The organism is Streptomyces sp. NPDC057682, from assembly GCF_042799575.1.
Taxonomy (GTDB): Bacteria; Actinomycetota; Actinomycetes; order Streptomycetales; family Streptomycetaceae; genus Streptomyces.
The window spans coordinates 15,882-40,674 of record NZ_JBHVIN010000002.1 but is presented as its reverse complement, the minus strand read 5'-3'; the positions used below and the strand labels follow the sequence as shown (position 1 = coordinate 40,674).

The 24,793-nt window shown below is 73.2% G+C and carries 20 protein-coding genes; 5 read left to right on the top strand and 15 right to left on the bottom strand.

The genetic code is table 11. From position 1 onward, the window contains the following. The first annotated feature begins 47 nt into the window (after positions 1-47). The gene (locus ACFVDM_RS02995) at positions 48-1,952 is read left to right on the top strand and encodes an SMI1/KNR4 family protein (protein WP_383632254.1); all 1,905 of its coding nucleotides are present in this window, start codon (positions 48-50) and stop codon (positions 1,950-1,952) included. An 87-nt stretch (positions 1,953-2,039) separates the two neighbouring features. On the opposite strand, the gene glnA is transcribed toward ACFVDM_RS02995, so the two are convergent. After that, the gene (gene glnA / locus ACFVDM_RS02990; protein WP_383632251.1) at positions 2,040-3,449 is read right to left on the bottom strand and encodes a type I glutamate--ammonia ligase; all 1,410 of its coding nucleotides are present in this window, start codon (positions 3,447-3,449) and stop codon (positions 2,040-2,042) included. A gap of 276 nt (positions 3,450-3,725) precedes the next feature. On the opposite strand from glnA, the gene ACFVDM_RS02985 reads away from it, so the two are divergent. Next, positions 3,726-4,193: an RDD family protein gene (locus ACFVDM_RS02985; RefSeq protein WP_383632248.1), complete on the top strand. Its 468-nt coding sequence runs from the start codon at positions 3,726-3,728 to the stop codon at positions 4,191-4,193. 91 nt (positions 4,194-4,284) lie between these two features. Here ACFVDM_RS02985 and ACFVDM_RS02980 read toward each other — a convergent pair whose 3' ends face one another. From ACFVDM_RS02980 to lipB, 4 genes are all read right to left on the bottom strand, one after another. Further along, the gene (locus tag ACFVDM_RS02980; protein WP_383632245.1) at positions 4,285-4,995 is read right to left on the bottom strand and encodes a DUF4191 domain-containing protein; all 711 of its coding nucleotides are present in this window, start codon (positions 4,993-4,995) and stop codon (positions 4,285-4,287) included. Positions 4,996-5,005: 10 nt separating this feature from the next. Next, entirely contained in the window at positions 5,006-5,215 is a 210-nt protein-coding gene (locus ACFVDM_RS02975) for a hypothetical protein (protein WP_383632242.1), read from the bottom strand. 279 nt (positions 5,216-5,494) lie between these two features. Then, positions 5,495-6,436: a lipoyl synthase gene (lipA, locus tag ACFVDM_RS02970; protein ID WP_383633483.1), complete on the bottom strand. Its 942-nt coding sequence runs from the start codon at positions 6,434-6,436 to the stop codon at positions 5,495-5,497. 159 nt (positions 6,437-6,595) lie between these two features. Beyond that, positions 6,596-7,408 (bottom strand): lipoyl(octanoyl) transferase LipB, encoded by an 813-nt coding sequence (gene lipB / locus ACFVDM_RS02965; RefSeq protein WP_383632239.1) that lies wholly within the window; start codon positions 7,406-7,408, stop codon positions 6,596-6,598. Positions 7,409-7,680: 272 nt separating this feature from the next. Here lipB and ACFVDM_RS02960 point away from each other — a divergent pair, with 272 nt between their 5' ends. Further along, complete coding sequence (locus ACFVDM_RS02960; RefSeq protein ID WP_383632236.1) at positions 7,681-9,252, top strand: proline-rich domain-containing protein; 1,572 nt, start codon at positions 7,681-7,683, stop codon at positions 9,250-9,252. Positions 9,253-9,353: 101 nt separating this feature from the next. Here ACFVDM_RS02960 and ACFVDM_RS02955 read toward each other — a convergent pair whose 3' ends face one another. Continuing rightward, positions 9,354-10,703 carry an FAD-dependent oxidoreductase gene (locus ACFVDM_RS02955; protein WP_383632234.1) on the bottom strand — a complete coding sequence of 450 codons (1,350 nt, stop codon included), beginning with the start codon at positions 10,701-10,703 and terminating at the stop codon, positions 9,354-9,356. Positions 10,704-10,877: 174 nt separating this feature from the next. Next, positions 10,878-11,777, bottom strand: a complete 900-nt coding sequence (locus ACFVDM_RS02950) for a TIGR01777 family oxidoreductase (RefSeq protein ID WP_383632231.1) — start codon at positions 11,775-11,777, stop codon at positions 10,878-10,880. A gap of 130 nt (positions 11,778-11,907) precedes the next feature. On the opposite strand from ACFVDM_RS02950, the gene ACFVDM_RS02945 reads away from it, so the two are divergent. Next, complete coding sequence (locus ACFVDM_RS02945) at positions 11,908-12,435, top strand: GNAT family N-acetyltransferase (RefSeq protein ID WP_383632228.1); 528 nt, start codon at positions 11,908-11,910, stop codon at positions 12,433-12,435. Here ACFVDM_RS02945 and ACFVDM_RS02940 read toward each other — a convergent pair. The 7 genes from ACFVDM_RS02940 to ACFVDM_RS02910 all read right to left on the bottom strand — a co-directional run bounded on the left by ACFVDM_RS02940 (position 12,425) and on the right by ACFVDM_RS02910 (position 22,892). After that, positions 12,425-12,952 carry a DUF4240 domain-containing protein gene (locus ACFVDM_RS02940; protein WP_383633480.1) on the bottom strand — a complete coding sequence of 176 codons (528 nt, stop codon included), beginning with the start codon at positions 12,950-12,952 and terminating at the stop codon, positions 12,425-12,427. The genes ACFVDM_RS02945 and ACFVDM_RS02940 overlap by 11 nt on opposite strands. A 50-nt stretch (positions 12,953-13,002) precedes the next feature. Beyond that, positions 13,003-13,983 carry a helix-turn-helix transcriptional regulator gene (locus ACFVDM_RS02935; protein WP_383632225.1) on the bottom strand — a complete coding sequence of 327 codons (981 nt, stop codon included), beginning with the start codon at positions 13,981-13,983 and terminating at the stop codon, positions 13,003-13,005. A 70-nt stretch (positions 13,984-14,053) separates the two neighbouring features. Continuing rightward, on the bottom strand, positions 14,054-16,723 hold the full coding sequence (gene aceE, locus ACFVDM_RS02930) for a pyruvate dehydrogenase (acetyl-transferring), homodimeric type (RefSeq protein WP_383632222.1): 2,670 nt from the start codon (positions 16,721-16,723) through the stop codon (positions 14,054-14,056). Between the two features lie 296 nt (positions 16,724-17,019). Continuing rightward, positions 17,020-17,643, bottom strand: coding sequence for a GntR family transcriptional regulator (locus ACFVDM_RS02925; protein WP_383632219.1), 624 nt, complete (start codon positions 17,641-17,643; stop codon positions 17,020-17,022). Positions 17,644-17,790: 147 nt separating this feature from the next. Next, the gene (gene sucB / locus ACFVDM_RS02920) at positions 17,791-19,560 is read right to left on the bottom strand and encodes a 2-oxoglutarate dehydrogenase, E2 component, dihydrolipoamide succinyltransferase (RefSeq protein ID WP_383632216.1); all 1,770 of its coding nucleotides are present in this window, start codon (positions 19,558-19,560) and stop codon (positions 17,791-17,793) included. A 60-nt stretch (positions 19,561-19,620) separates the two neighbouring features. Beyond that, positions 19,621-21,009, bottom strand: a complete 1,389-nt coding sequence (lpdA, locus tag ACFVDM_RS02915; protein WP_383632213.1) for a dihydrolipoyl dehydrogenase — start codon at positions 21,007-21,009, stop codon at positions 19,621-19,623. A gap of 338 nt (positions 21,010-21,347) precedes the next feature. Next, positions 21,348-22,892: a leucyl aminopeptidase gene (locus tag ACFVDM_RS02910; protein WP_383632210.1), complete on the bottom strand. Its 1,545-nt coding sequence runs from the start codon at positions 22,890-22,892 to the stop codon at positions 21,348-21,350. A 246-nt stretch (positions 22,893-23,138) separates the two neighbouring features. Here ACFVDM_RS02910 and ACFVDM_RS02905 point away from each other — a divergent pair, with 246 nt between their 5' ends. Beyond that, positions 23,139-23,993 (top strand): endo alpha-1,4 polygalactosaminidase, encoded by an 855-nt coding sequence (locus ACFVDM_RS02905; protein ID WP_383632207.1) that lies wholly within the window; start codon positions 23,139-23,141, stop codon positions 23,991-23,993. A gap of 12 nt (positions 23,994-24,005) precedes the next feature. Here the strand turns inward: ACFVDM_RS02905 and cobS are convergent, their stop codons facing one another. After that, on the bottom strand, positions 24,006-24,785 hold the full coding sequence (gene cobS / locus ACFVDM_RS02900; RefSeq protein WP_383632204.1) for an adenosylcobinamide-GDP ribazoletransferase: 780 nt from the start codon (positions 24,783-24,785) through the stop codon (positions 24,006-24,008). Positions 24,786-24,793: the final 8 nt, after the last annotated feature.

The window sequence follows — 24,793 nt, the reverse complement described above, 5'->3', positions numbered from 1 at the left end:
CGGGCGCGACGGCGGCGTTGTCGGTGCCGGATGACACCATCCGGGCCATGAGTGAAGGTTCTTTCGACTGGCAGGCATTCCTCGGGCGTTGGCAGGACGAGTGGGTCCCCTCCGACGACGAGGCCGACGAGGAAGCGGACGAGGACCCGGGGGAGGGGCCGCGCCGGCTCGGCGTGCCGGGGGCGTCCGAGGCCGCGATCGCAGCCGCCGAGGCCCGGCTCGGACGGCGGCTGCCGCCCTCGTACCGGGGCTTCCTGGCCGCGAGCAACGGATGGCAGGTCGACCAGAGCGCCGGGATCTACCGGCTCGGCGGCGCCGAGGACGTCGACTGGTTCGGGGACCCCTTCGACATGACCCCGATGTACGAGGAGAACCTGGGCGAGAACCCGCGCCGCGAGGACGTCCTGATGGCCGGGATGTGGACCCGCGCGCTGCGCCTGGAGACCGACTCCGACATGTCGCACGCCCTCCTGGACCCGGGTGACACGGACGAGGACGGCGAATGGGCCCTGTACGTCTACCAGGGCTGGGGCGGTGAGTACCCGGAGCGCTACGCCTCCTTCCACGCGTACATGGAGGACATGTACCGCGGCTTCCACGGCGACCGCGCCGCACAGCCAGGCTTCGTGAACGCGACCACGCGCGCCCAGGACGCCCATGTCGAGGAGGCCCGGCGGCTGGCCCTGCGGGGACGGTACGAGGAGGCCGTGCCGCTGCTGGAGGACGCCGGCTCCTTCGGCCGGCCGCACAGCCATGTGCTGCTCCAGCAGATCCGGCAGTTCCTCGCGCCGAACGGCCGCCAGGACTACGGCATGCTGGTCGGCGACCCCCGCTATCTGTCCGAGTTCCTGCCCGTGCAGGCCCTGGACCCCGGCCGCGGCACCTGGCGGCCGGGCGGGGACGACCACTGGCTGGGGATGATCGCCGCACGGGGCGTCCCCCGGGAGACGGCCGAGGCCCTCGTCGGTGCCGTCCGGGACGGCACCCACCGCTACGCGCCCGAGGGCGCCTGGGGCCGGGCCGTCGCCCGCGCCCGGGACGAGGCCCGCTGGGGCGCGACGGACGCCGCCTGGCGCACGCTGCGCGCCGGCCTTCCGGAGTGGGAGACCACCGGCCCCTCGCTGATCGCCCCGGTCGGTCTGCTCGCCGACCCGTACCTCGGCCCGCTGATCACCCCGGAGCGCGGCGCCGAACTCCTCGCCACACCCCGCTCCGGCGAGCGCGGCCCGGCCCCCGCCCCCGTGCCCGACCTCGACCCGCCCGGCCTCGTCTGGATCACCGAGCCCGACGGCTACCAGCCCTCCTTCTCCGGCTACCGCTGCGTCTGGGTGGAGGACGCGTCCCCGGACCGGCTGCCCGCACTGCTGGGCGGGGAGGGCGCCGCCCTGGGCGGCCCCGTGAACCTGCGCATGACCCCCCACCACCGGCGTGACCGACGCGGTCTCGACGACGCCGAGCCGTGGGAGGACCGGGCCACGGTGAGCGTCGGCCGCACCGCCGAGGGCTGGGCCTTCGCCTTCGACGGCGAGTCCCACCTGGTGGGCGACCGCCTCGATTCCCCCGCCGCGGCCGCCTCCGCCACCGGCCGCGCGGTCGTGGTCTGGAACGACCCCCGACGCGAGGACCCCGATTCCGACCGCTCCGCCTTCCACCTCTCCGTCGCCGAACAGGGCCGCGAGCTCTACGCGTTCACCGTCCGGGACACCGGGACCGAGCGCTCCGGGGCGATACCCGAGGCCCTGGACCCCACCCGGCTCTTCCGGCCCGAGGACACCCCCCTCGCCAACGAGCGCCGCTTCCTGACCGCCCTCCACACCGAACTGAACCTCTCCCTCCCCCGCTTCGCCCTCGCCCGCGGCGCCCTCCACACCTTCCCCACCCGCTCCTGGACCCGTGCCCCGCGCAAGGGGGAGAGCTACGCGTACATCGGCTTCCGCCGGCACCGCGGCTGAGCCACCGGGCGGGCACGGAAACGGGCCGGGCCCGCCCCTCCGTCGAGGAGGAGCGGGCCCGGCCCGTGCGTGTACGCGATCCGCGATCTAGAGGTCGAAGTAGAGCTCGAACTCGTGCGGGTGCGGGCGCAGCTGGATCGGGGCAATCTCGTGGGTGCGCTTGTAGTCGATCCACGTCTCGATCAGGTCGGACGTGAAGACGCCGCCGGCCTGGAGGTACTCGTTGTCCGCCTCCAGGGCGTCCAGGACGGCCGGGAGGGACGTCGGGACCTGCTGGACGTTGGCGTGCTCCTCGGGAGCCAGCTCGTAGAGGTCCTTGTCGATCGGCTCGGCGGGCTCGATCTTGTTCTTGATGCCGTCGAGGCCGGCCATCAGGAGGGCGGAGAAGGCCAGGTACGGGTTGGACGACGGGTCCGGGGCGCGGAACTCGACGCGCTTGGCCTTCGGGTTGGAGCCGGTGATCGGGATGCGCATCGCGGCGGAGCGGTTGCGCTGCGAGTACACCATGTTGACCGGGGCCTCGAAGCCGGGCACCAGACGGTGGTAGGAGTTCACCGTCGGGTTGGTGAAGGCCAGCAGCGACGGGGCGTGCTTGAGGATGCCGCCGATGTAGTAGCGGGCGGTGTCCGAGAGGCCCGCGTAGCCCTGCTCGTCGTAGAACAGCGGGTCGCCGCCGGCCCACAGGGACTGGTGGACGTGCATGCCCGAGCCGTTGTCGCCGAAGATCGGCTTCGGCATGAAGGTCGCGGTCTTGCCGTTGCGCCAGGCGACGTTCTTCACGATGTACTTGAAGAGCATCAGGTCGTCGGCCGCGGCGAGCAGCGTGTTGAACTTGTAGTTGATCTCCGCCTGGCCGCCGGTGCCGACCTCGTGGTGCTGGCGCTCGATCTCCAGACCGCTGTTCTGCAGCTCCAGGGACATCTCGGCGCGCAGGTCGGCGAAGTGGTCGACCGGCGAGACCGGGAAGTAGCCGCCCTTGTAGCGGACCTTGTAGCCGCGGTTGTTCTCGACCGCGCCGGTGTTCCAGGCGCCGGCCTCGGAGTCGATGTGGTAGAAGCTCTCGTTCGCCGACGTCTGGAAGCGGACGTTGTCGAAGACGTAGAACTCGGCCTCCGGGCCGAAGTACGCCGTGTCGGCGATGCCGGTGGAGGCGAGGTAGGCCTCCGCCTTCTTGGCCACGTTCCGCGGGTCACGGCTGTACTGCTCGCCGGTGATCGGGTCGTGGATGAAGAAGTTGATGTTGACGGTCTTGTCGCGGCGGAAGGGGTCGACCCGGGCGGTCGACAGGTCCGCGCGCAGCGACATGTCGGACTCGTGGATGGCCTGGAAGCCGCGGATCGACGAGCCGTCGAAGGCAAGCTCGTCGGCCGGGTTGAAGGTCGCCGCCGGGACCGTGACGTGCTGCATCACACCGGGCAGGTCGCAGAACCGGACATCGATGAACTTGACGTCGTTGTCGGCGATGAACTTCTTCGCGTCGTCGGCGTTCTGGAACATCCAACTCCTCCTACTCCCGTCCGGAGAGGAACGGGGTGGTAGCTCGTGGTGCGGCCAGTGCGGTGGCCCACGCTGGACCCGACCATAGGCAGACCGGATTTCTCAAGCATGACCCATTTGTTTCGCCGAAGTTAACCGGGGCGGGTGTGACCGGCGCCTCCTTCCTCTGCTCCGGGGTCGTTCCGGCGGCGTTCCGGCCCTGTTCCGGACGCGTGTCACGGCCGTGGCCCGCCCCCGCCGGGCGGGGCCGCGGGAGGGGCGCAGTACCGTGGTCGGGTGGACAACAGGCAAGCAATCGGATCGTGGCTCTCCGGGCCGCGTGCGGCCGCCGAGGAGATGGGCGCCGACTTCGGGTACCGGGGCAAGCGGCTCGGGCTTCCCGAGCAGGGACCGGGGGCCATGGCGCCCCTCGGGCGGCGCTTCGGCGCGCTCTTCATCGACTGGGCCCTGTGCATGCTGATCGCATACGGGCTGTTCGCTCGCGGTGACCAGCAGGCCGCGGGCAACTGGGCGCTCGGGATCTTCTTCGTCCTCAGCGTGCTCACCGTCGGTACCATCGGCTGCACTCCGGGCAAGCGTCTGATGGGCGTCCGGGTCGTCTCGGAGAACGGCGGACCGCTGGGGTTCGGGCGGGCGCTGGTGCGCAGCCTGCTGCTCTGCCTGGTGATCCCGGCCCTGGTCTGGGACCGCGACGGGCGGGGCGTGCACGACCGGCTGGGCCGCGCCGTCCAGGTGCGCATCTGAGACCCGCGCGGGCCGGACTGCGGGAGACGAGAAGAGGGCGGGCGCGAACCGATTCGGTTCACGCCCGCCCTCTTCGTCCGTCCGTGGCGGGTCAGCGCATCTTTCCGCCGCGCGGCATCCGCATGCCCTTCGGCATGGGGCCCTTCGGCAGCGGCATGTTGCTCATCAGGTCGCCCATGGCGCGCAGCCGGTCGTTGGCGGCCGTCACCTGCGGGCCGGTCAGCACGCGCGGCATCTTCAGCATCTTGGTGCGCACCTTCTTGAGCGGCACCTGACCCTCGCCGTTGCCGACGATGATGTCGTGCACGGGCACGTCGACCACGATGCGGGCCATCTTCTTCTTCTCGGCGGCGAGCAGGCTCTTCACCCGGTTCGGGTTGCCCTCCGCCACCAGCACGATGCCCGCCTTGCCCACGGCCCGGTGGACGACGTCCTGGTTGCGGTTCATCGCGACCGCCGGCGTCGTGGTCCAGCCCCGGCCGACGCGGTCGAGCACCGCCGCCGCCGCACCCGGCTGGCCCTCCATCTGGCCGAAGGCCGCCCGCTCGGCGCGCCGTCCGAAGACGATCGCCATCGCGAGGAGAGCGAGCACGAAGCCCAGGATGCCCAGGTAGATCGGGTGATCGATCAAGAAACCGATCGCGAGGAGGACACCGAAGGTGACGATTCCCACACCCGCGACGACAAGACCGATCTTGGGGTCGGTCCGCCTGGTCATCTTGTAGGTCAGGGCGATCTGCTTGAGCCGCCCCGCGTTCTCGGCGCTGTCCGCGCCTTCAGTGGTGTTTGCCTTCCTCGCCATGCAATGAAGTTTACGTGGCCTTCGAACGGTGGTCCGCCACGGCCTCCAGTACGTGCGCGGAGGCGACGCGGTCCTCGGCCCGGCGGCGGTCCTCCAGGACCGCCGTCCAGGCGTTGCGGCGGGCGGTGCGCTGGCCGCCGGCCAGGAGCAGCGACTCGACGGCGCGGAGGGCGCCCGTGACGGACGGGAGGGCGGTGGCACGTACCGGCACGGCCTGCATCGTGGAAGTCCCCTCGGAACGGATGCGCGCACCGGGCGGGCCCGGCGGGCGGGATGTGCTGCGCGGACGGAGTGACGGGAACGAGCGTTGCACCCAGGGTCGCGGCTCGGTGTTACCAGCGCGTGGCCGGTCGGTCACACACCAATGAAACCCCGATGAGCGCGCCGCGCACGCCGAAGCGGCCCATACGCGCCCCCGGCCTGCGAGGAGCGTACGAGCCGCTTCGGTCCGGCGGTGACCGCCGGGGCGGTGCCTGCGCCGGGATTCACACGGGTGACGTCACGCGGTCGGCGCCCCGGCCGCGGCCGTCGCCCCGCGCCGGTCCATCGCCTGCTGGAAGAGCCGGCCGGCCCGGTACGAGGAGCGGACCAGCGGCCCGGACATCACACCGGAGTAGCCGATCGCGTCGGCCTCGTCCTTCAGCTCCACGAACTCGTGCGGCTTCACCCAGCGCTCCACCGGGTGGTGGCGCACCGACGGGCGCAGGTACTGGGTGATCGTGATCAGCTCGCAGCCCGCCTCGTACAGGTCGCGCAGCGCCTCGCTGACCTCCTCGCGGGTCTCGCCCATGCCGAGGATCAGATTGGACTTGGTCACCAGACCGGCCTCACGGGCCCGGGTGATGACCTCCAGGGAGCGCTCGTAGCGGAAGCCGGGGCGGATGCGCTTGAAGATGCGCGGCACCGTCTCCACGTTGTGCGCCAGCACCTCGGGGCGCGAGGAGAAGACCTCGGCGAGCTGGGCGGGCTCCGCGTTGAAGTCGGGGATCAGCAGCTCGACCTTGGTGCGGCCGGCCTCCCGCTCCGCGGTCAGCGCGTGGATCTGGCGCACGGTCTCCGCGTACAGCCAGGCACCGCCGTCCTCCAGGTCGTCGCGGGCGACGCCGGTGATGGTGGCGTAGTTCAGGTCCATCGTGACGACCGACTCGCCGACGCGGCGGGGTTCGTCCCGGTCCAGCGCCTGCGGCTTGCCGGTGTCGATCTGACAGAAGTCACAGCGCCGGGTGCACTGGTCACCGCCGATGAGGAACGTGGCCTCGCGGTCCTCCCAGCACTCGAAGATGTTGGGGCAGCCGGCCTCCTGGCACACCGTGTGCAGACCCTCGCTCTTCACGAGCTTCTGCAGCTGGTTGTACTCGGGGCCCATCTTCGCCCGGGTCTTGATCCACTCGGGCTTGCGCTCGATGGGGGTCTGGCTGTTCCGGACCTCCAGGCGCAGCATCTTGCGCCCGTCGGGTGCGACAGACACTCCGGCACTCCCCTTTGCTTTCACTGCATTGGATTCTTCGGCGAACACCAGGGTACGCCCGTGGTTCGTTCGGCTTTACGTCTGCCCAACCTGGGGCCGACAGGTCCTATTCCCGGACCGGTGTTCCGTGGGTCACGCCGTGGCCATGGCGTCGTCGTCGCGCGCGATCGTGCGCGGGGCGAGTTCGGCGTTCTCCAGGACGTCCCGCAGATGCTTCTCGACGACCGGGAGCACCTCGGCGATGGTGATGTCGCGGCCCAGCTCGTAGCCGAGCGAGGTGACGCCCGCGTCCCGGATGCCGCACGGCACGATCCGGTCGAACCAGGTGTTGTCCGGGTTCACGTTGAACGAGAAGCCGTGCATGGTCACGCCCTTGGCCACCCGGATCCCGATGGCGGCCAGCTTGCGGTCCTCGCGGCGCTGGCCGGCGTTGGACGGGGCGTACTCCGGGCCGTTGAGCCGGGCGTCGAACTCCTCGTCCTGGAGCCGGGGGTCGAAGTCCAGCGAGAGGCCGCCGAGCGCCGGGCGCTGCTCGACCGGGTCGCCGAGCACCCAGACGCCGCTGCGGCCCTCGACCCGGGAGGTCTCCACACCGAATTCGGCGGCCGTACGGATCAGCGCCTCCTCCAGCCGGCGCACGTGCGCCACGACGTCGACCGGGCGGGGCAGCTTCTGGATCGGGTAGCCGACCAGCTGGCCGGGGCCGTGCCAGGTGATCTTGCCGCCGCGGTCCACGTCGATGACCGGGGTGCCGTCGAGCGGGCGCTCGCTGTCGGCCGTGCGGCGGCCGGCGGTGTAGACGGGCGGGTGCTCCAGCAGCAGGCAGGTGTCGGGGACGGTGTCCTCGAACCGCGCCGCGTGCACCTCGCGCTGCTTCTGCCAGGCCTCCTGATAGTCGACCGCCTGCTCGCCGAATCCCAGACGGACGAACCGGAGCTCGGTCACGGCTGCTGCCTCTCTTCCTGCGGTGCCGTGGGTGCGGGGGGTGTCCCCGTACTGCCACGCCGCGTCGCATCGCGCCTCAGCCACTGTACGACCGGGGCCGGAACGGGGGCCCGGCAGGTGTTCCCGTCAGCGCCGCCCCCAATCCTCACACGATCGGATGAAAGTGAAGCGATGGCCGCTGAGGCCGTCCCGGGGGCCGTTAAATTCACGCCGTTCCCCAGGGCCCGTCCGGAGGCCTGTCCCTGACCCGAAGGCAGGAGACCGTACAGCTGATGTCGGAACGACCTCCGCAGCGCACCCCCAACCGCCGGCTCGCCTCGCTCATCACCGAGGCCGGGTTCTCCAACGCCGGGCTCGCCCGCCGGGTGGACCAGCTCGGCCTGGAGCACGGCCTCGATCTGCGGTACGACAAGACCTCCGTGACCCGCTGGCTCCGCGGCCAGCAGCCCCGGGGCACCACACCGGCGCTGATCGCCGAGGTCTTCACCCGCCGGCTCGGACGCCGGCTCTCCGCGCAGGACCTGGGGCTGGACGCCTGCGCGCCGGTCTACGCCGGGCTGGAGTTCGCCGCCACCCCCGCCGAGGCCGTCGACATCGTCAGCGGACTCTGGCGCAAGGACTCCGGCAGCCACGCCGAACTGCGGAAGATCGCCTTCACCCCGGCGGGGCTGGTCGTGCCCAGCCGGGACTGGCTGATCGGGCGCGCCGACGAGTGGGTGGCGCGCGGCGGTCCCGGTGAGACCCCGGCGGGCCCCGCCAGGACCCCTCAGGGCCCCCGCCCCGGGTCCGGCACCCCCGGACCGCACGGGGGCGCCGTGCCCGAGCAGGGCGCCCGGCACGGACTGCGCGGCCCCGCCCCCGCCCGGCCCGGCGGACCGCAGGCCCCGGCCGGAGCGCCGCCCGGCGTCCCCCGGCAGCGGCAGACCGAACGCGGCTCGGGCCAGCGGGTCGGCAGCGGCGACGTGGCGGCGCTCCGCTCGGTCGCCGAACTCTTCCGCACCCTGGACAACGCCTACGGCGGCGGCCACGCCCGCCAGGCGCTCGTGCGCTATCTGGAGCACGAGACCGAGCCGATGCTGCGCGGCACCTACGGCGAGGCCACCGGCCGCCGGCTCTTCGCGGCCGCCGCCGACCTCACCCGGCTCGCCGGCTGGACCTCGTACGACATCGCCGCCCACGGCCTCGCCCAGCGCTACTTCGTCCAGGCGCTGCGGCTCGCCCAGGCCGCCGGCGACCGGGCCTACGGCAGCTTCGTGCTGATCACCATGAGCCGCCAGGCGGTCTACCTCGGGCACGGCCGGGAGGCGGTGCAGCTGGCCCGGGTGGCCCAGCAGGGCGTCGGCTCCGCCGCGCCCCAGTCCGTCCTCGCCCTGCTCCACGCGGTCGAGGCGCGCGGTCACGGCGTGCTCGGCGACGCCAAGGCGTGCACGGCCTCGCTGACCCGGGCGGAACGCGCGCTGGAGACCTCCCGCCCCGGCGACGAGGTGCCGTACTGGGCGCGCTTCTTCGACGAGGCGCAGCTCGCCGACGAGTTCGGCCACTGCCACCGCGACCTCCAGCAGTACCGGATCGCCGCCCAGTACGCCGAGCGCTCCCTCCAGCTGCGCGCGCCCGCGTACGCCCGCAGCCGGCTCTTCTGCCGGGTGGTGCTGGCCTCCGCCCGGCTCGGCCTCGGCGAGCTGGACCAGGCCTGCCGGCTCGGCGCGGAGGCCGCCCAGCAGGCCGCCGAGATGCGCTCGGTCCGGGCCACCGAGTACGTACGCGACTTCGAACGGCGGCTGGAGCCCTTCCGGGACGCCGCCGCCGTCCGCGGTTACCGCGAGCGGGTCGCCGCCCTGGGCTGACCCGGGACGGCGGCGCGGGGCCGAGGGCGCGGGGCAGACGGGGCGCCCGGTGCCGCGTCGCCGCGGGTGCCGAGCCCCGCCGCCGCCCGCCCGCATGGCTCCTACGCGGCCTCGGGGAGCGCCGCTGAGCCGCGGTCCGCGTGCCGTACGCCGAGGTCGTCCAGGATCGCCGCGGCGGCCCGCCGGGCGGAGGACAGGGCGCCCTGGACGGTGCCGGTGTCGCGGTGGTCGCCGCACACGTACAGCCCCGCGAGCACCCGCACCGGGCGCTGCGGGTCGTGCGGGGGCTCCATCGCGGGCACGGCCTCCGGATCGTGGTGGACGGCCAGCAGCTCCCAGTCGTCCGTGCGCACGCCGTACAGGGCCGCCAGATGCGCGCGCACGGTCCGGTCCAGATCGGCCGGACGGGTGCCGAGCACCGTCGAGCTGATCAGCGCCCGGCCCTTCGGCGCCCGCGAGGGGTCCACCTCGCTCATCACCGCGGTGTGCGCCACCGGGCCCGACCGGTCGGCGTCCAGCAGCAGCGAGGCCCCGGTCGGCGGGGCGGCGGGCGCGGTGTGGTGGACCACCGTGACCGGGCGGAAGGGCGGCACCCGCAGCCCCGGCAGCAGCTCGGCGGCGGCACTCGCGTTGGTCGCCAGGAGCAGCGAACGGCAGCCCAGTTCGCCGTGCTCCTTGGTGCGCACCGAGGTGATGTCGGCCGCCGTGACGTGCACACCGGTGCGGACGGTGCCGGGCGGCAGCGCCGCCGCGAGCAGTTCGGGCAGCGCCGACGAACCGCCCTCCGGCACACAGAGCCGGCCGCTCGCGTAGCCGCGCAGGGCGAGATCGGCGTAGCGGCTCGACGTCGTGAGCCCGGGATCGCTGAGCAGCGCGGTCAGCAGCGGGCGGACGAAGCCGTTGAGCGTACGGGCGGACAGCCCGCGCCCCGACAGGGCGTCGAGCGCGGCCCGTTCGGGCCGGGCCAGGACGCGCGAGCGGGGCGTGGCAGCGAGCCGGGCCAGCGCCACCCCCAGCCGGGCCTGGTCGATCGCCCCGCCCATGGCTCCGGTGAGGGCCCCGCCCAGTGGAGCCCGGGGGGCGTGCGCGAGGGCGCGCGCGGCCCTGAACGCGCCCCGTGCGCTGCGGGAGCCCCGGGGCCCCGGCACCTCGCCGGTCCGGTGGCGGTGACCGGCGCTGTGCACGAGGACGCCGGGGTCGAAGGTCCGCAGCGCGAGACCTTCGAGCCCGGGTGTCCCGTACAGCTCCGGATACGAGGTGGTGAGCAGCGGTCCGATGTGGTCGAGCCGGAATCCGTCCACCTCGTCGGTGGCCATCCGGCCGCCGATCCGGGGGCCGGCCTCCAGGACGCTGACGCTGACTCCCGCACTGATCAGCCGGTGGGCCGCTGACAGGCCGGCGATCCCGGCCCCGATGATGACGACGTCCGCGTGGTGTGCCGTGCTGAGCACGTGCCCTCCCCGAGTCGGCGCAACAAGTGGGGGGCTCTTTCCCTCAACCGGCCACCGGAATGCGCGAGTTCGCCCACGAGGCTAGGGACATGGCGGAATCGTGCGCAGTCGCGCGCGCCCCGGGGCACCGGTGCATGGGGTCGCACACCCGTACGGGTCCGGTCGGGAGAGGCGTCAGCGCAGGGCCGCGCGGATCGCCGCGTCGATGCCCGGAAAGGCGAAGGCGAACCCGGAGTCCAGCAGCCGGCCCGGCAGCACCCGCTGGCTGCCGAGCACGTCCTCGGCGAAGTCGCCCAGCGCCAGCCGCAGCGCGGGGGCCGGCGCGGTGAACAGGGTGGGACGGCGCAGCACCCGCCCCATCGCCGCCGTCACCTCGCCGTTGGTCACCGGGGCGGGTCCGGCCAGGTTGACCGGACCGGACAGCTCCGGGGTGTCCACGAGATGGCGCAGCGCCGCGACCTCGTCGTGCAGCGCGATGAAGCTCCAGTACTGCCGCCCGTTGCCCATCCGGCCGCCGAGCCCCGCCCGGAACAGCGGGAAGAGCCGGCCCCAGGCACCGCCCTCCCGGGCGACGACCAAGCCGGTGCGGGCGTGCACGGTCCGGATCCCGGCCTCCTCGGCGGCGGCCGTGGCCTCCTCCCACTCCACGCACACCGACGGCAGGAAACCGTCGCCGGGCGGCGCGCCCTCGTCGACCGCCCGGTCCCCGGTGTCGCCGTAGAAACCGATCGCGGACCCCGAGACCAGCACCTTCGGCGGCACGTCCAGCGAGGCGACGGCCTCGGCGATCGCGGCCGTGCCCAGCACCCGGCTGTCCCGGATCTCCCGCTTGTACGCCTCGCTCCAGCGGTGGTCGCCGACCCCGGCCCCGGCGAGATGGACGACCGCGTCGCACCCCACCAGACCGGCCACGTCCACGAAACCGCGCTGCGGATCCCACTCCACCTCGTCACCGGCACGCGCGGGGCGGCGGACCAGCCGGACCACCTCGTTCCCGTCGGCCCGCAGCGAGCGCACCAGCGCCGCTCCGATGAGTCCGGTCGATCCGGTGACGGCGATACGGGAGTGAGCCATGGGCCCATCCTGCCCCATCGCCCGCCCGCCGGACGCGACCCCGGCCCGCCGCCCCGGGCTCACCGTGCCCCGCCCCACCGCCCCGGGCCCGCCCTGTCCCGCCCGCCGCGTCCGTGCCACAGTGGCCGCCATGTCCGAAGCCCTGAACCACCCCGCCCACTCGATCCGCCCCGCCGCCGCCGAGGACGGCCCCGAGCTCGGCGCGCTCGACCGGGGCGCCTGGTCCACGCTGCACGAGGTGCAGCCCCGCCCGCAGCCGCCGTACGCGCCCTTCTTCGACGAACGCCACCGGCCGCAGGACATGCTGGTCGCGGAGGCCGTGACGGAGACGGGGGAGCGCGCCCTGGCCGGCTACATCCGGGCGGTGCCGCCCACCCCGCTGGCCTGCAACACGCACGTCCGGCAGATACAGGGCTTCGCCGTCGCCGGCTGGGCACGCGGCCGGGGCATCGGCCGCGCCCTGATCCGGGCCTGCTGCGCGACGGCCCGCGAGGCCGGGGCCAACCGTATGACCCTCCGGGTCCTCGGGCACAACGCCCCCGCCCGCGCGCTCTACGCCTCCGAGGGCTTCGTCGTCGAGGGGGTGCTGCCCGGTGAGTTCTTCCTGAACGGGCGGTACGTGGACGACGTCCTGATGGGACGCGCGCTCACGCCGTGAGCGCGCCGAACCGCTCCCACAGCGCGGGCAGCCGCGCCGCCAGCACCGCGTCCTCGTCCAGGGCGAGCGGGGTGCCGTCCGGCTCGGCGGCCTGCGGCGGCAGCCCGAGGTCCGGGGCGACCACCCCGGTCAGCTGCTCGTACGCCTCGTCGGCGGCGTAGCCCAGCTCCTCCCCGTCGCCGTCCAGCTCCGGATCGAAGTCCTCCAGCAGACCGGCCAGGGCGTCCGGATCGTGCACCGCGCCCTCGAAGACGTCCCGGCCCCGGCCGATCAGCCAGCAGCGGAAGGCGTCGAAGCCCTCGTCGTCCGCCGCGCCGGTGAGCAGGACCGCGGCACCCCACAGGTCCCAGCGGTAGGCCCGGTTGAAACGGGCCTCGAAGTGCCGGGCGAAGTCCAGCACGGAGTCCGGATCGAGCCGCACCAGCCGCTCGACCATCAGATCGGCCTGCTCCTCGGGGTCGCCGCCGGCGGCCTCGCGGGCGCGGTCCACGATCTCCCAGAACTCCGTCTCGTCCATCACGCGACCAGGATCCGTCCGGGCGGCGGCCCCCGCACGCGGAAGCGCGCTCAGCCGCCGTCCCCGTACAGCCGGTGCAGGGCCCTCGCGGCCCCCGCGAACCGGGTGCGCAGCGCGGCCGGGGCCAGCACCTCCAACTCCGGGCCCAGCGCCAGCAGCTGACCGTACGCGACCTCGGGCGACTCGACCGGCAGGGTGACGGTCACCCACCCGTCGGCGTCCGGCGGTCCCGCCGCGGCCAGCGCCTCCCCGGCCGCGGCCCGGTCCGTGGCGTGCCCCAGCCGCTCCACGGCGGCCGGAGAGAGCCGCAGCACCACCTCGGACCGCAGGATCGACCGGGCGAAGTCGGCCGCGCGGGACTCCCAGAACGCGGCGAGATCGAAGTCCTCGTCCCGCGCGAACCGCTCCTCGGAGACCTCGACGGCCGTGAAGCGGTCGATCCGGTACACCCGGAAACCCTCCTCCGCACGGGCGCACAGGTACCAGACCCCGGCCTTGAGGACGAGCCCGTACGGGGCGAGCGCGCGCTCCGCGTCCTCGTCCCGGCCGGGCCGCCGGTAGCGCGTGAGGATCCGCCGGTCGTCCCACACGGCCCCGGCCACGGCGGGCAGCAGGGCGGGGGTGACCGGTTCCCGGTACCAGCCGGGCGCGTCCAGATGGAAGCGCCGCGCGGCACCGGCCGGCGCGTCCCGGAGCGAGGGCAGCAGCGCCGCCGACACCTTCAGCCGGGCGGTGGACGCGGCGTCGGCCAGCCCCATCGCGCGCAGCGCGGAGGGCAGACCGGAGAGGAACAGCGCCTCCGCCTCGTCCCGGGCCAGACCGGTCAGCCCGGTCCGGTAGCCGCCGACGAGCCGGTAGCCGCCCGCCCGGCCGCGCTCCGCGTAGACCGGGACCCCGGCCTCGGACAGCGCCTGGGCGTCCCGGGTGACGGTCCGCTCCGAGACCCCCAGCTCCCGGGCGAGTTCGGCGGCCCCCATCCCGGGGCGGGACTGGAGGAGCAGCACCATTCTGATGAGCCGGGCAGCACGCATACGGCCATTGTGGCCGCGGGGCGGGGCCCCGAGCGTGCTGCCCGGCTCATCAGGGGTGGAGCGGTGGCCGTCAGAGGCCGTAGCGCTCGCGGGCCTCCTTGACCGCGGAGGCGTCGACCTCACCGCGGCGGGCCAGCTGGGCCAGGGCCGCGACGACGACCGACTGCGCGTCGACGCCGAAGTGGCGGCGGGCCGCGTCCCGGGTGTCGGAGAGGCCGAAGCCGTCCGTGCCGAGCGAGGTCCAGTCCTGCTCCACCCACTGGCTGATCTGGTCCGGAACCTGGCGCATCCAGTCGCTGACCGCGACGACCGGGCCCGGTGCGCCCTCCAGCGCCTGGGTCACGTACGGCACCCGCAGCTCGCCGCGGAGCAGCGCCTCGTCGCACTCCAGCGCGTCCCGGCGCAGCTCGCCCCACGAGGTGGCGGACCAGACGTCGGCCGTGACGCCCCAGTCGGCGGCCAGCAGCTCCTGGGCCTCCAGGGCCCAGTGGATCGCCGTGCCCGAGGCCAGCAGCTGGGCGCGCGGCCCGTTCGCCTTGGCGGGCGTGCCCTCCTTGAAGCGGTACAGGCCCTTGAGGATGCCCTCCTCGACCCCGGCCGGCATCGCGGGCTGCTGCTTCGGCTCGTTGTAGACCGTCAGGTAGTAGAAGACGTTCTCGGCCTCGGGGCCGTACATCCGCCGCAGACCGTCCTTGACGATGACCGCGATCTCGTACGCGAACGCCGGGTCGTAGTTGAGCGACGCCGGGTTCGTGGCCGCGATCAGGTGCGAGTGGCCGTCCGCGTGCTGGAGGCCCTCACCCGTCAGGGTCGTACGGCCGGCGGTGGCACCGACGATGAAGCCCTTGCCGAGCTGGTCGGCGAGCTGCCACATCTGGTCGCCGGTCCGCTGCCAGCCGAACATCGAGTAGAAGATGTAGAACGGGATCATCGTCTCGCCGTGCGTCGCGTACGACGTGGAGGCGGCGATGAAGTCGGCCATGGCCCCGGCCTCGGTGATCCCCTCGTTGAGGATCTGGCCGTCGGTGGCCTCCTTGTAGTACATCAGCTGGTCGCGGTCGACCGGCTCGTACGTCTGGCCCAGCGGCGAGTAGATGCCGGCCGACGGGAAGAGCGACTCCATGCCGAAGGTGCGGGCCTCGTCCGGGACGATCGGCACCCAGCGCCTGCCGGTCTGCTTGTCCCGCATCAGGTCCTTGACCAGGCGGACGAAGGCCATGGTGGTGGCCATCTCCTGCTTGCCGGAACCCTTCTTGAGGGCGGCGAACGCGCGCTCCTCGGGCTCGGGCAGCGCGACGGCGTGGACGCGGCGGGCCGGCGCGGGGCCGCCGAGGGCGGCACGGCGCTCCTGGAGGTAGCGGACCTCGGGGGAGTCGGCGCCAGGGTGGCCGTAGGGCACCAGGCCGTCGGCGAAGGCGCTGTCCGGGATCGGGAGGCCGAGCAGCTCGCGCATGCTCTTGAACTCGTCGATCGACAGCTTCTTCATCTGGTGGTTGGCGTTCTTGGACTCGAAGCCCTTGCCGAGCGTGTAGCCCTTCACCGTCTGGGCGAGGATCACGGTCGGCGCGCCCTTGTGCTCGACGGCCGCGCGGTAGGCCGCGTACACCTTGCGGGCCTCGTGGCCGCCGCGGGAGGTGTAGAAACACTCGGCGATCTTCGCGTCGGTGAGCAGTTTCGCCAGCTCGGCCAGCGCGGGCTCGGCGCCGAAGAAGTGCTCGCGGATGTACGCGACGTCACGGGTGGCGTACGTCTGGAACTGCGCGTCCGGGACCTCGCGGAGCCGGCGGACCAGCGCGCCCGTGGTGTCGAGCTGGAACAGCTCGTCCCAGGCGTTGCCCCAGAGCGTCTTGACGACGTTCCAGCCGGCGCCGCGGAAGGCGCCCTCCAGCTCCTGCACGACGCGGAAGTTGGCGCGGACCGGACCGTCGAGGCGCTGCAGGTTGCAGTTGATGACGAAGGTCAGGTTGTCGAGCTTCTCGCGGGCCGCCAGCGCGAGGGCCGCGGTCGACTCGGGCTCGTCCATCTCGCCGTCGCCCAGGAAGGCCCAGACGTGCGAGTTCGAGGTGTCCTTGATGCCCCGGCCGGACAGATAGCGGTTGAAGCGCGCCTGGTAGATCGCCGAGAGCGGGCCGAGGCCCATGGAGACCGTGGGGAACTCCCACAGCCAGGGCAGCCGCCGCGGGTGCGGGTAGGAGGGCAGGCCGTCGCCGCCCGCCTCCTGGCGGAAGTTGTCGAGCTGCTGCTCGCTGAGCCGGCCGTCGAGGAACGCGCGGGCGTAGATGCCGGGGGAGGCGTGGCCCTGCACGTACAGCTGGTCGCCGGAGCCGTCCCCCTCCTTGCCGCGGAAGAAGTGGTTGAAGCCGGTCTCGTACAGCCAGGCCGCCGAGGCGAAGGTGGCGATGTGGCCGCCGACGCCGTAGCGGGCGCCGCGGGTGACCATCGCGGCCGCGTTCCAGCGGTTCCAGGCGGTGATCCGGGACTCCATCTCCAGGTCGCCGTCGAACGCGGGCTCGGCGGCCGTGGGGATGGAGTTGACGTAGTCGGTCTCCAGCAGCTTGGGCAGCGCGAGACCGGCGCCCTCGGCGTGCTGGAGCGAGCGGCGCATCAGGTACGCGGCACGGTGCGGGCCCGCCGCCTTGGTGACGGCGTCCAGGGAGGCCGCCCATTCAGCGGTCTCCTCCGGGTCGCGGTCCGGGAGCTGGTCGAGCTCGCTCGGAAGCTTTCCTACGGGGTCGGTCATGATCGCCGCCTTCCGGTGAGGAGGGGGGTGGAGAAGTCCCTGACTGGCAGGACAGGGCGATGGGGCCGGTGGGCCCGCGGAGTGAACTGTAAGGCGCCGATCGATGATCGATCAAAGGATGAAAGGCAAAACTTCTCGATATGAAGAAATTGGCATGCGGTGCCGCGAAATGGGGCACGGAGTGACGGGATTTAACGGTCAAAAGGGGTGCTCGTCTGCACAGGAGAGCGCCCGTGGTGACACATGCGCATCACCCCTCGCGCCCGTCCCGGCGGCATCCGGAGCGCGGGCGGCGCTCAGGCGCGCGGCGCGCAGCCGAGCACATGGGCCTTCACGAGCACCCCGATGTCCGGGTCCTTGCGCAGGAACGCCTCGATGAGCGCCTCGTGCTCCTCGGCGTAGGACTTCTGCACCGTGCCCAGCCAGCGGATCGAGAGCGCCGTGAACACCTCGATGCCCAGCCCCTCCCAGGTGTGCAGCAGGACCGCGTTGCCGGCCGCCCGGACCATCTCCCGGTGGAAGCCGACCGTGTGGCGCACCTGGGCCTCCCCGTCGGCCAGCCGGTCCGCCTCGTACAGCGCCGCCACGTGCGGGGCCAGCAGCGAGCAGTCCTCGCCGAGCCCGGGGGCCGCCAGCTCGGCGGCGATCTGCTCCAGGCCGGCCCGGACCGGATAACTCTCCTCCAGATCGGCGGCGGTGAGGTTGCGGACCCGGACGCCCTTGTTGGGCGCCGACTCGATCAGCCGCAGCGTCTCCAGCTCGCGCAGCGCCTCGCGCACCGGTGTCTGGCTGACCTCCAGCTCGGTGGCGATCCGCCGCTCCACGATCCGCTCGCCCGGCTTCCAGCGCCCGCTGACGATCCCCTCCACGATGTGCTCGCGGATCTGTTCGCGCAGCGAGTGGACGACGGGCGGGGTCATGAGGGGCTCCTTCGGGGCAAACCGGTGCTGCCTGCACCAACGCGGCGGCCGGAGCGACCGGTGGTGTCTAGACAATACGGCGGCGCCCCCGCCCGGGAGTGTTCCGGACGGGGGCGCCGCTGGTGAGGCTGGTTACAGCCGGGGTGCTCAGAGGCCGAGCTCGACCTCGAACTCACCGGCCTCCAGGATCGCCTTGACCGCGGTCAGGTAGCGGGCGGCGTCCGCGCCGTCCACCAGACGGTGGTCGTAGGAGAGCGAGAGGTACGTCATGTCGCGGACGCCGATGACGGTGCCCTCGGCGGTCTCGATGACGGCCGGACGCTTCACGGTGGCGCCGATGCCCAGGATGGCGGCCTGGTTCGGCGGCACGATGACGGTGTCGAACAGCGCACCGCGCGAACCGGTGTTGCTGATGGTGAAGGTGGCACCGGACATGTCGTCCGGCGTCAGACCGCCACCGCGGGCCTTGCCGGCCAGCTCGGCGGTCTTCTTCGAGATGCCGGCGATGTTGAGGTCGCCCGCGCCCTTGATGACCGGGGTCATCAGGCCCTTCTCGGCGTCCACGGCGATGCCGATGTTCTCCGAGTCGAAGTACGTGATGGTGCCTTCGTCCTCGTTGATCCGGGCGTTGATGACCGGGTGGGCCTTCAGCGCCTGGGCGGCGGCCTTCACGTAGAACGGCATCGGGGAGAGCTTGACGCCCTCACGGGCCGCGAAGCCGTCCTTCGCCTTGGCGCGCAGCTTCATCAGCTTGGTGACGTCGACCTCGACGACCGAGGTCAGCTGGGCCTGCGAGTGCAGTGCCTTCATCATGTTGTCGCCGATGACCTTGCGCATGCGGGTCATCTTGACCGTCTGACCGCGCAGCGGGGAGGCCTCCAGCTTCGGCGCCTTGGAGGCGGCGGCCGGAGCGGCGGCGGGCGCCGGGGCAGCGGCGGCGGCCTTGGCGGCCTCCGCGGCGGCGACGACATCCTGCTTGCGGATGCGGCCACCGACACCGGTGCCCTTGACCGCGCCCAGGTCGACGCCGTTCTCGGCGGCGAGCTTGCGGACCAGCGGCGTGACGTACGCGCCGTCGTCACCGGAGGTCGCGGCCGGGGCGGCCGGAGCCGGAGCGGCGACCGGAGCCGGGGCGGCGGGAGCGGGGGCCGGAGCAGCCGGAGCCGGAGCCGGGGCCGGAGCGGCCGGAGCCGTAGGTGCCACCGGAGCCGGCGCCGGGGCCGCCGGAGCGGGGGCGGGAGCGGCCGGGGCCGGAGCCGCGGCGGGAGCCGGGGCGGCGGCAGCGGGGGCCGCGGCCGGAGCGGCACCGGCCGCACCGATGACGGCCAGCTTGGCGCCGACCTCGGCGGTCTCGTCCTCGCCGACGACGATCTCCAGCAGCACGCCGGAGACCGGGGCCGGGATCTCGGTGTCGACCTTGTCCGTGGAGACCTCCAGCAGAGGCTCGTCCTCGGTGACCTCCTCGCCGACCTCCTTCAGCCAGCGGGTGACGGTGCCCTCGGTGACGCTCTCGCCGAGCGCCGGAAGGGTGACGTCGGTGCCGGAGGCACCACCGGCCGGCGCGGCGGCCGGAGCCTCGGCCGCGGGGGCCGGCGCGGCGGGGGCCTCGGCGGCGGGCGCCGGGGCCGGAGCGGCCGGGGCCTCGGCGGCCGGAGCCGCGGCGGGGGCCGGCGCGCCCGTGCCGTCGTCGATGACGGCCAGCTCGGCGCCGACCTCGACGGTCTCGTCCTCGGCGACCTTGATCGAGGCCAGGATGCCGGAGGCGGGGGCCGGGATCTCGGTGTCGACCTTGTCGGTCGACACTTCGAGAAGCGGCTCGTCGGCCTCGACGCGCTCGCCCTCGGCCTTCAGCCAGCGGGTGACAGTGCCCTCGGTGACGCTCTCGCCGAGCGCCGGAAGGGTTACGGAAACCGACATGGTTTCAGTTGCTCCTAACGAAAATGCGGAAGTGGTCGGTCGTCGCGCCCGGGTCGACCGTCAGTCGTGGGAGTGCAGGGGCTTGCCGGCCAGGGCCAGGTGGGCCTCGCCGAGCGCCTCGCTCTGGGTCGGGTGGGCGTGGATGAGCTGCGCGACCTCGGCCGGCAGCGCCTCCCAGTTGTAGATCAGCTGGGCTTCGCCGACCTGCTCGCCCATGCGGTCACCGACCATGTGGACGCCGACCACGGCACCGTCCTTGACCTGGACGAGCTTGATCTCGCCCGCGGTCTTGAGGATCTTGCTCTTTCCGTTGCCCGCGAGGTTGTACTTCAGCGCCACGACCTTGTCCGCGCCGTAGAGCTCCTTGGCCTTGGCCTCGGTGATGCCGACGGAGGCGACCTCGGGGTGGCAGTACGTGACCCGGGGGACACCGTCGTAGTCGACCGGGACGGTCTTCAGACCGGCCAGCCGCTCCGCCACGAGGATGCCCTCGGCGAAGCCGACGTGCGCCAGCTGGAGCGTCGGGACCAGGTCGCCGACGGCCGAGATCGTCTCGACGTTGGTCCGCATGTACTCGTCGACCAGGACGTAGCCGCGGTCCATGGCGACCCCGGCCTCCTCGTAGCCCAGGCCCTGCGAGACCGGGCCGCGGCCGATCGCGACCAGCAGCACCTCCGCCTCGAAGGTCTTGCCGTCGGCGAGGGTCACGCGGACGCCGTCCTGCGTGTACTCGGCGCTCTGGAAGAACGTGCCGAGGTTGAACTTGATGCCGCGCTTGCGGAACGCGCGCTCAAGAAGCTTGGAGCTGTTCTCGTCCTCGACCGGCACGAGGTGCTTCAGACCCTCGATGATCGTGACGTCGGTGCCGAAGGACGTCCACGCCGAGGCGAACTCGACGCCGATGACGCCGCCGCCCAGCACGATCGCGGACTTCGGGACGCGGTCCAGCTTCAGCGCGTGGTCCGAGGAGATGATCCGGTTGCCGTCGATCTCCAGGCCCGGGAGCGACTTCGGCACGGAGCCGGTCGCCAGGAGCACGTGGCGGCCCTGGATGCGCTGGCCGTTCACATCCACCGAGGTGGGGGAGGAGAGCCGGCCCTCACCCTCGATGTAGTGCACCTTGCGGGAGGCGACGAGACCCTGGAGACCCTTGTACAGGCCCGAGATCACGTCGTCCTTGTACTTGTGGACGGCCGCCATGTCGATGCCCTCGAAGGTGGCCTTGACACCGAACTGGTCGGCCTCGCGCGCCTGGTCGGCGACCTCGCCGGCGTGCAGCAGCGCCTTCGTCGGGATGCAGCCGTTGTGCAGGCAGGTGCCGCCGACCTTGCCCTTCTCGATCAGAGCGACGTCCAGGCCCAGCTGCGCTCCGCGCAGGGCCGCGGCGTACCCGCCGCTACCACCGCCGAGGATCACTAGGTCGAAAACGGTGCTGGCGTCGTTCGCCACGTCACGTCCTCCATGCATGTGCGCCGTACGCCGGGCCCCGTCCTCGGGGTGTTACCGGCCGGTCGGCTGGTGTTCGGCCGCTTTGTCTTCGGCCCTGTGGTGGGGGCCCTGTCCTGCCGAGAACCCATCTTCGCACTTGTTGACGGTGAGCGGGACGCGGGGCCCGTGTCCGGGACGGATGATCGTCCGTCCCGGACGGTCGCCGCTGCGTGGGGGCGGGCCGCTCCGGCCGGGTTTCGTCCAGAGCGAAACCGCCCGCGCCCCGCAGGGGAGCCATGGGGGGAACACCAGCGGCCCCGGACCTATGCCCGGGGCCGCTGACGACGGGAGCCGGAGCCTCAGCCGAGGTCGCCGTCGGCGGTGCGCTCGGCCAGCCGGACCAGGGTCCGGACGGAGGAGCCGGTGCCGCCCTTGGGCGTGTAGCCGTACGGCGCGCCCTCGTGGAAGGCCGGGCCGGCGATGTCCAGGTGGGCCCAGGCGATGCCCTCGCCCACGAACTCCTTGAGGAAGAGTCCGGCCACCAGGCCGCCGCCCATGCGCTCGCCCATGTTGGCGATGTCGGCGGTCGGCGAGTCCATGCCCTTGCGCAGGTCCGCCGGGAGCGGCATCGGCCAGGAGGCCTCGCCGGTCTCGTCGGCGATCTCGTGGATCGAGGTGCGGAAGGCGTCGTCGTTCGCCATGATCCCGAAGGTGCGGTTGCCCAGGGCCAGCACCATCGCGCCGGTCAGGGTCGCCACGTCGACGATCGCGTCCGGCTTCTCCTCGGAGGCGCGGGTCAGCGCGTCGGCCAGGACCAGCCGGCCCTCGGCGTCCGTGTTGAGGACCTCGACGGTCTTGCCGCTGTACATGCGCAGCACGTCGCCCGGACGGGTGGCGCTGCCCGACGGCATGTTCTCGGCGAGCGCCAGCCAGCCGGTGACATTGACCTTCAGGCCCAGGCGCGCGGCCGTGACGACGGTGGCGAACACGGCGGCGGCGCCGGCCATGTCGCACTTCATCGTCTCGTTGTGGCCGGCCGGCTTCAGCGAGATGCCGCCCGAGTCGTAGGTGATGCCCTTGCCGACCAGGGCCAGGGTCTTCTCCGCCTTCGGGTGCGTGTAGGCGAGCTTGACCAGGCGCGGGCCGTGCGTCGAGCCCTGGCCGACGCCGAGGATGCCGCCGAAGCCGCCCTTGACGAGCGCCTTCTCGTCGAGGACCTGCACCTTGACGCCGTGCTCCTTGCCCGCGGCGGTGGCCACGGCGGCGAAGGACTCGGGGTACAGGTCGTTCGGCGGGGTGTTCACCAGGTCGCGGGCGCGGTTGATCTCCTCGGCCAGCGCGATCGCGCGCTCGGCGGCGGCCTTGAACGCCTTGTCGCGGGGCTTGGCGCCCAGCACGGCGACCTCGGCCAGCGGGAGCTTCGCGGCGGGCTTGTCGCCCTTGGGGGCGAGCTTGTTCTCGCCGGCCTGGTAGGCGGTGAAGGCGTACGCGCCCAGCAGCGCGCCCTCGGCGACGGCGGCGGCGTCCTCGACGGTCGCGGCGGGCAGCGCGAAGCCGGCCTTCTTGGCACCGGCGAGCGAGCGGGCGGCGGAGCCGGCGGCCCGGCGCAGCGCCTCGGCCTCGTAACCGGCGTCCTTCTCCGGGGCCCGGCCGAGACCGGCCGCGACGACGACCGGGGCCTTCAGCCCGTCGGGGGCGGGGAGCTTGGTCAGCTCGCCCTCCGCACCCGTGGCGCCCAGGGTCTGCAGGACGGTGGCGAGCTTCCCGCCGAACGCCTTGTCCACGGCCTCGGCGCCCGGTGCGAGGACCAGGTCTCCGGGCTTGGAGCCCTTGGCGACGCCGACGACGAGCGCGTCGGCGCGCAGCGTCGCCGCACCGGCAGTGCTGAGAGTGAGAGCAGTCACGGTGGTGAAATCTCGCTTCCGTTTGAGTTCTGTGTCGGTCGAGGGGGTGGGCGACCGTGCCCGGCGCATCGTAGACGCCCCCGGATGTGCCGGGAATGAGCCTACGCGCGCCTTTGCTGCCCGATTACGGCGCGGTGGGCCCGTGCCCGGTGCCGGCCCGTACGGTGGTGGTCCCCGGGCCGTCCGTCCCGGGCGGGACGACCGGCGGCCGGGAGCCGGCGGTGGTCGGGCGACGAGGGGGAGACGATGCACGACCGGGTGGCCACGCCCCGGACCGGCGGGCGGGCCGTACGGTCCGCCACCGTACTGATTCTTCTGGCGATGCTGGCCGGTTGCACGGCGGCGCCCCGGACCGCCCCGCCGCCCGACCCGTCCGGAGGCCCCGCGTCCGCGCGCTGGAAGCCCGAACCGGGCACCGACTGGCAGTGGCAGCTCTCCGGCCGGCTGGACACCTCGGTGGACGTGCCGGTCTACGACGTCGACGGCTTCGACCGCGACGCCTCCGAGGTGGCGGCGCTGCACCGGGCGGGCCGCAGGGTCATCTGCTATCTGTCCACCGGTGCCTGGGAGGAGTTCCGCCCGGACGCGGCCCGGTTCCCCACCGCGCTCCTGGGCCGGGGCAACGGCTGGGAGGGCGAGCGCTGGCTCGACATCCGGCAGGTGGACGTCCTGGAGCCGCTGATGGAGAGCCGGATCGCCATGTGCGCGAAGAAGGGCTTCGACGCGGTCGAGCCGGACAACATGGACGGCTACCGCAATCCCACCGGCTTCCCGCTGACCGCCGCCGACCAGCTGCGCTACAACCGGCTGGTCGCCCGCATCGCCCACCGCCACGGACTCGCGGTCGGCCTGAAGAACGATCTGCCGCAGATCCCCGAGCTGGTGGGGGACTTCGACTTCGCGGTCAACGAGCAGTGCGCCCAGTACGACGAGTGCGAGAAGCTCACCCCGTTCGTGAAGGCGGGCAAACCGGTCTACCACGTCGAGTACGAACTGCCGGCGGCCCGGTTCTGCGAGCGCTCCCGGGAGCTGGGGCTCAGCTCGCTGCGCAAACGGTACGAGCTGGGCGCCTGGCGCGAGAGCTGCGCGGCCGGGGCCTGACGGGGGGCGGGCTCAGCCCAGGGCCAGTCCCATCAGCGTCACCGTCGCCGCCGTCTCCGCCAGCGCGCCGAACACATCGCCGGTCACCCCGCCGAACCGCCGCACGCAGTGCCGCAGCAGCACCTGCGCCGCCACGAGGCCCGCCAGCGCGGCCAGGGCGTGGCGCGGTGCCCCGGACCCGCCGAGGAGGGCGCCCGCCCCGGCGCAGGCGGCCACCGCGGCGAGGGCGCAGAGCGCGGCGGACCCGGGCGGGACGGTGCCGGCGACGGCGGCGCCCAGTCCCTCCGGGCGGGCGGCGGGCACCCCGCGCCGGGAGGCGAGGGTGAGGGCGAGCCGGGCGGTGACCGCCGCGACCACGGCCGCCGCCGCGCCCTCGGCCCAGCCCCGGGCGTACAGCTGCTGGAGGACCGCCACCTGGGCGAGGAGCACGAACAGCAGGGTGATCACGCCGAAGGGCCCGATGTCCGACTGCTTCATGATCCGCAGGGCGTCGTCGGCCGGCCGGCCGCTGCCCAGTCCGTCGGCGGTGTCGGCGAGTCCGTCGAGGTGGAGACCCCGGGTGAGGGCCGCCGGGAGCGCGGCCGAGGCGACGGCGGCCAGGAGCGGGCCCGCACCGCAGAGCAGCAGCAGACAGCCGGGCAGCGCCGCGAGCACCCCGACGACGAGGCCGGCCAGCGGGGCGCAGAGCATGCCGGTGCGCGCGGTGTCCCGGTCCCAGCGGGTCACACGGACGGGCAGCACGGTGAGCGTGCCGAAGGCGAAGCGCAGCCCGTGGCTGTTCAGGGAGGTCACGGCCCGCA

What these genes read in the sequence shown, in the direction of transcription:
- ACFVDM_RS02995 (WP_383632254.1), top strand. Translation starts at nt 48, where the DNA reads ATGAGTGAAGGTTCTTTCGACTGGCAGGCATTCCTCGGGCGTTGGCAG.
- glnA (WP_383632251.1), bottom strand. Translation starts at nt 3,449, where the DNA reads ATGTTCCAGAACGCCGACGACGCGAAGAAGTTCATCGCCGACAACGAC.
- ACFVDM_RS02980 (WP_383632245.1), bottom strand. Translation starts at nt 4,995, where the DNA reads ATGGCGAGGAAGGCAAACACCACTGAAGGCGCGGACAGCGCCGAGAAC.
- ACFVDM_RS02975 (WP_383632242.1), bottom strand. Translation starts at nt 5,215, where the DNA reads ATGCAGGCCGTGCCGGTACGTGCCACCGCCCTCCCGTCCGTCACGGGC.
- lipA (WP_383633483.1), bottom strand. Translation starts at nt 6,436, where the DNA reads ATGCTGCGCCTGGAGGTCCGGAACAGCCAGACCCCCATCGAGCGCAAG.
- ACFVDM_RS02960 (WP_383632236.1), top strand. Translation starts at nt 7,681, where the DNA reads ATGTCGGAACGACCTCCGCAGCGCACCCCCAACCGCCGGCTCGCCTCG.
- ACFVDM_RS02950 (WP_383632231.1), bottom strand. Translation starts at nt 11,777, where the DNA reads ATGGCTCACTCCCGTATCGCCGTCACCGGATCGACCGGACTCATCGGA.
- ACFVDM_RS02945 (WP_383632228.1), top strand. Translation starts at nt 11,908, where the DNA reads ATGTCCGAAGCCCTGAACCACCCCGCCCACTCGATCCGCCCCGCCGCC.
- ACFVDM_RS02940 (WP_383633480.1), bottom strand. Translation starts at nt 12,952, where the DNA reads ATGGACGAGACGGAGTTCTGGGAGATCGTGGACCGCGCCCGCGAGGCC.
- ACFVDM_RS02935 (WP_383632225.1), bottom strand. Translation starts at nt 13,983, where the DNA reads ATGCGTGCTGCCCGGCTCATCAGAATGGTGCTGCTCCTCCAGTCCCGC.
- aceE (WP_383632222.1), bottom strand. Translation starts at nt 16,723, where the DNA reads ATGACCGACCCCGTAGGAAAGCTTCCGAGCGAGCTCGACCAGCTCCCG.
- ACFVDM_RS02925 (WP_383632219.1), bottom strand. Translation starts at nt 17,643, where the DNA reads ATGACCCCGCCCGTCGTCCACTCGCTGCGCGAACAGATCCGCGAGCAC.
- sucB (WP_383632216.1), bottom strand. Translation starts at nt 19,560, where the DNA reads ATGTCGGTTTCCGTAACCCTTCCGGCGCTCGGCGAGAGCGTCACCGAG.
- ACFVDM_RS02905 (WP_383632207.1), top strand. Translation starts at nt 23,139, where the DNA reads ATGCACGACCGGGTGGCCACGCCCCGGACCGGCGGGCGGGCCGTACGG.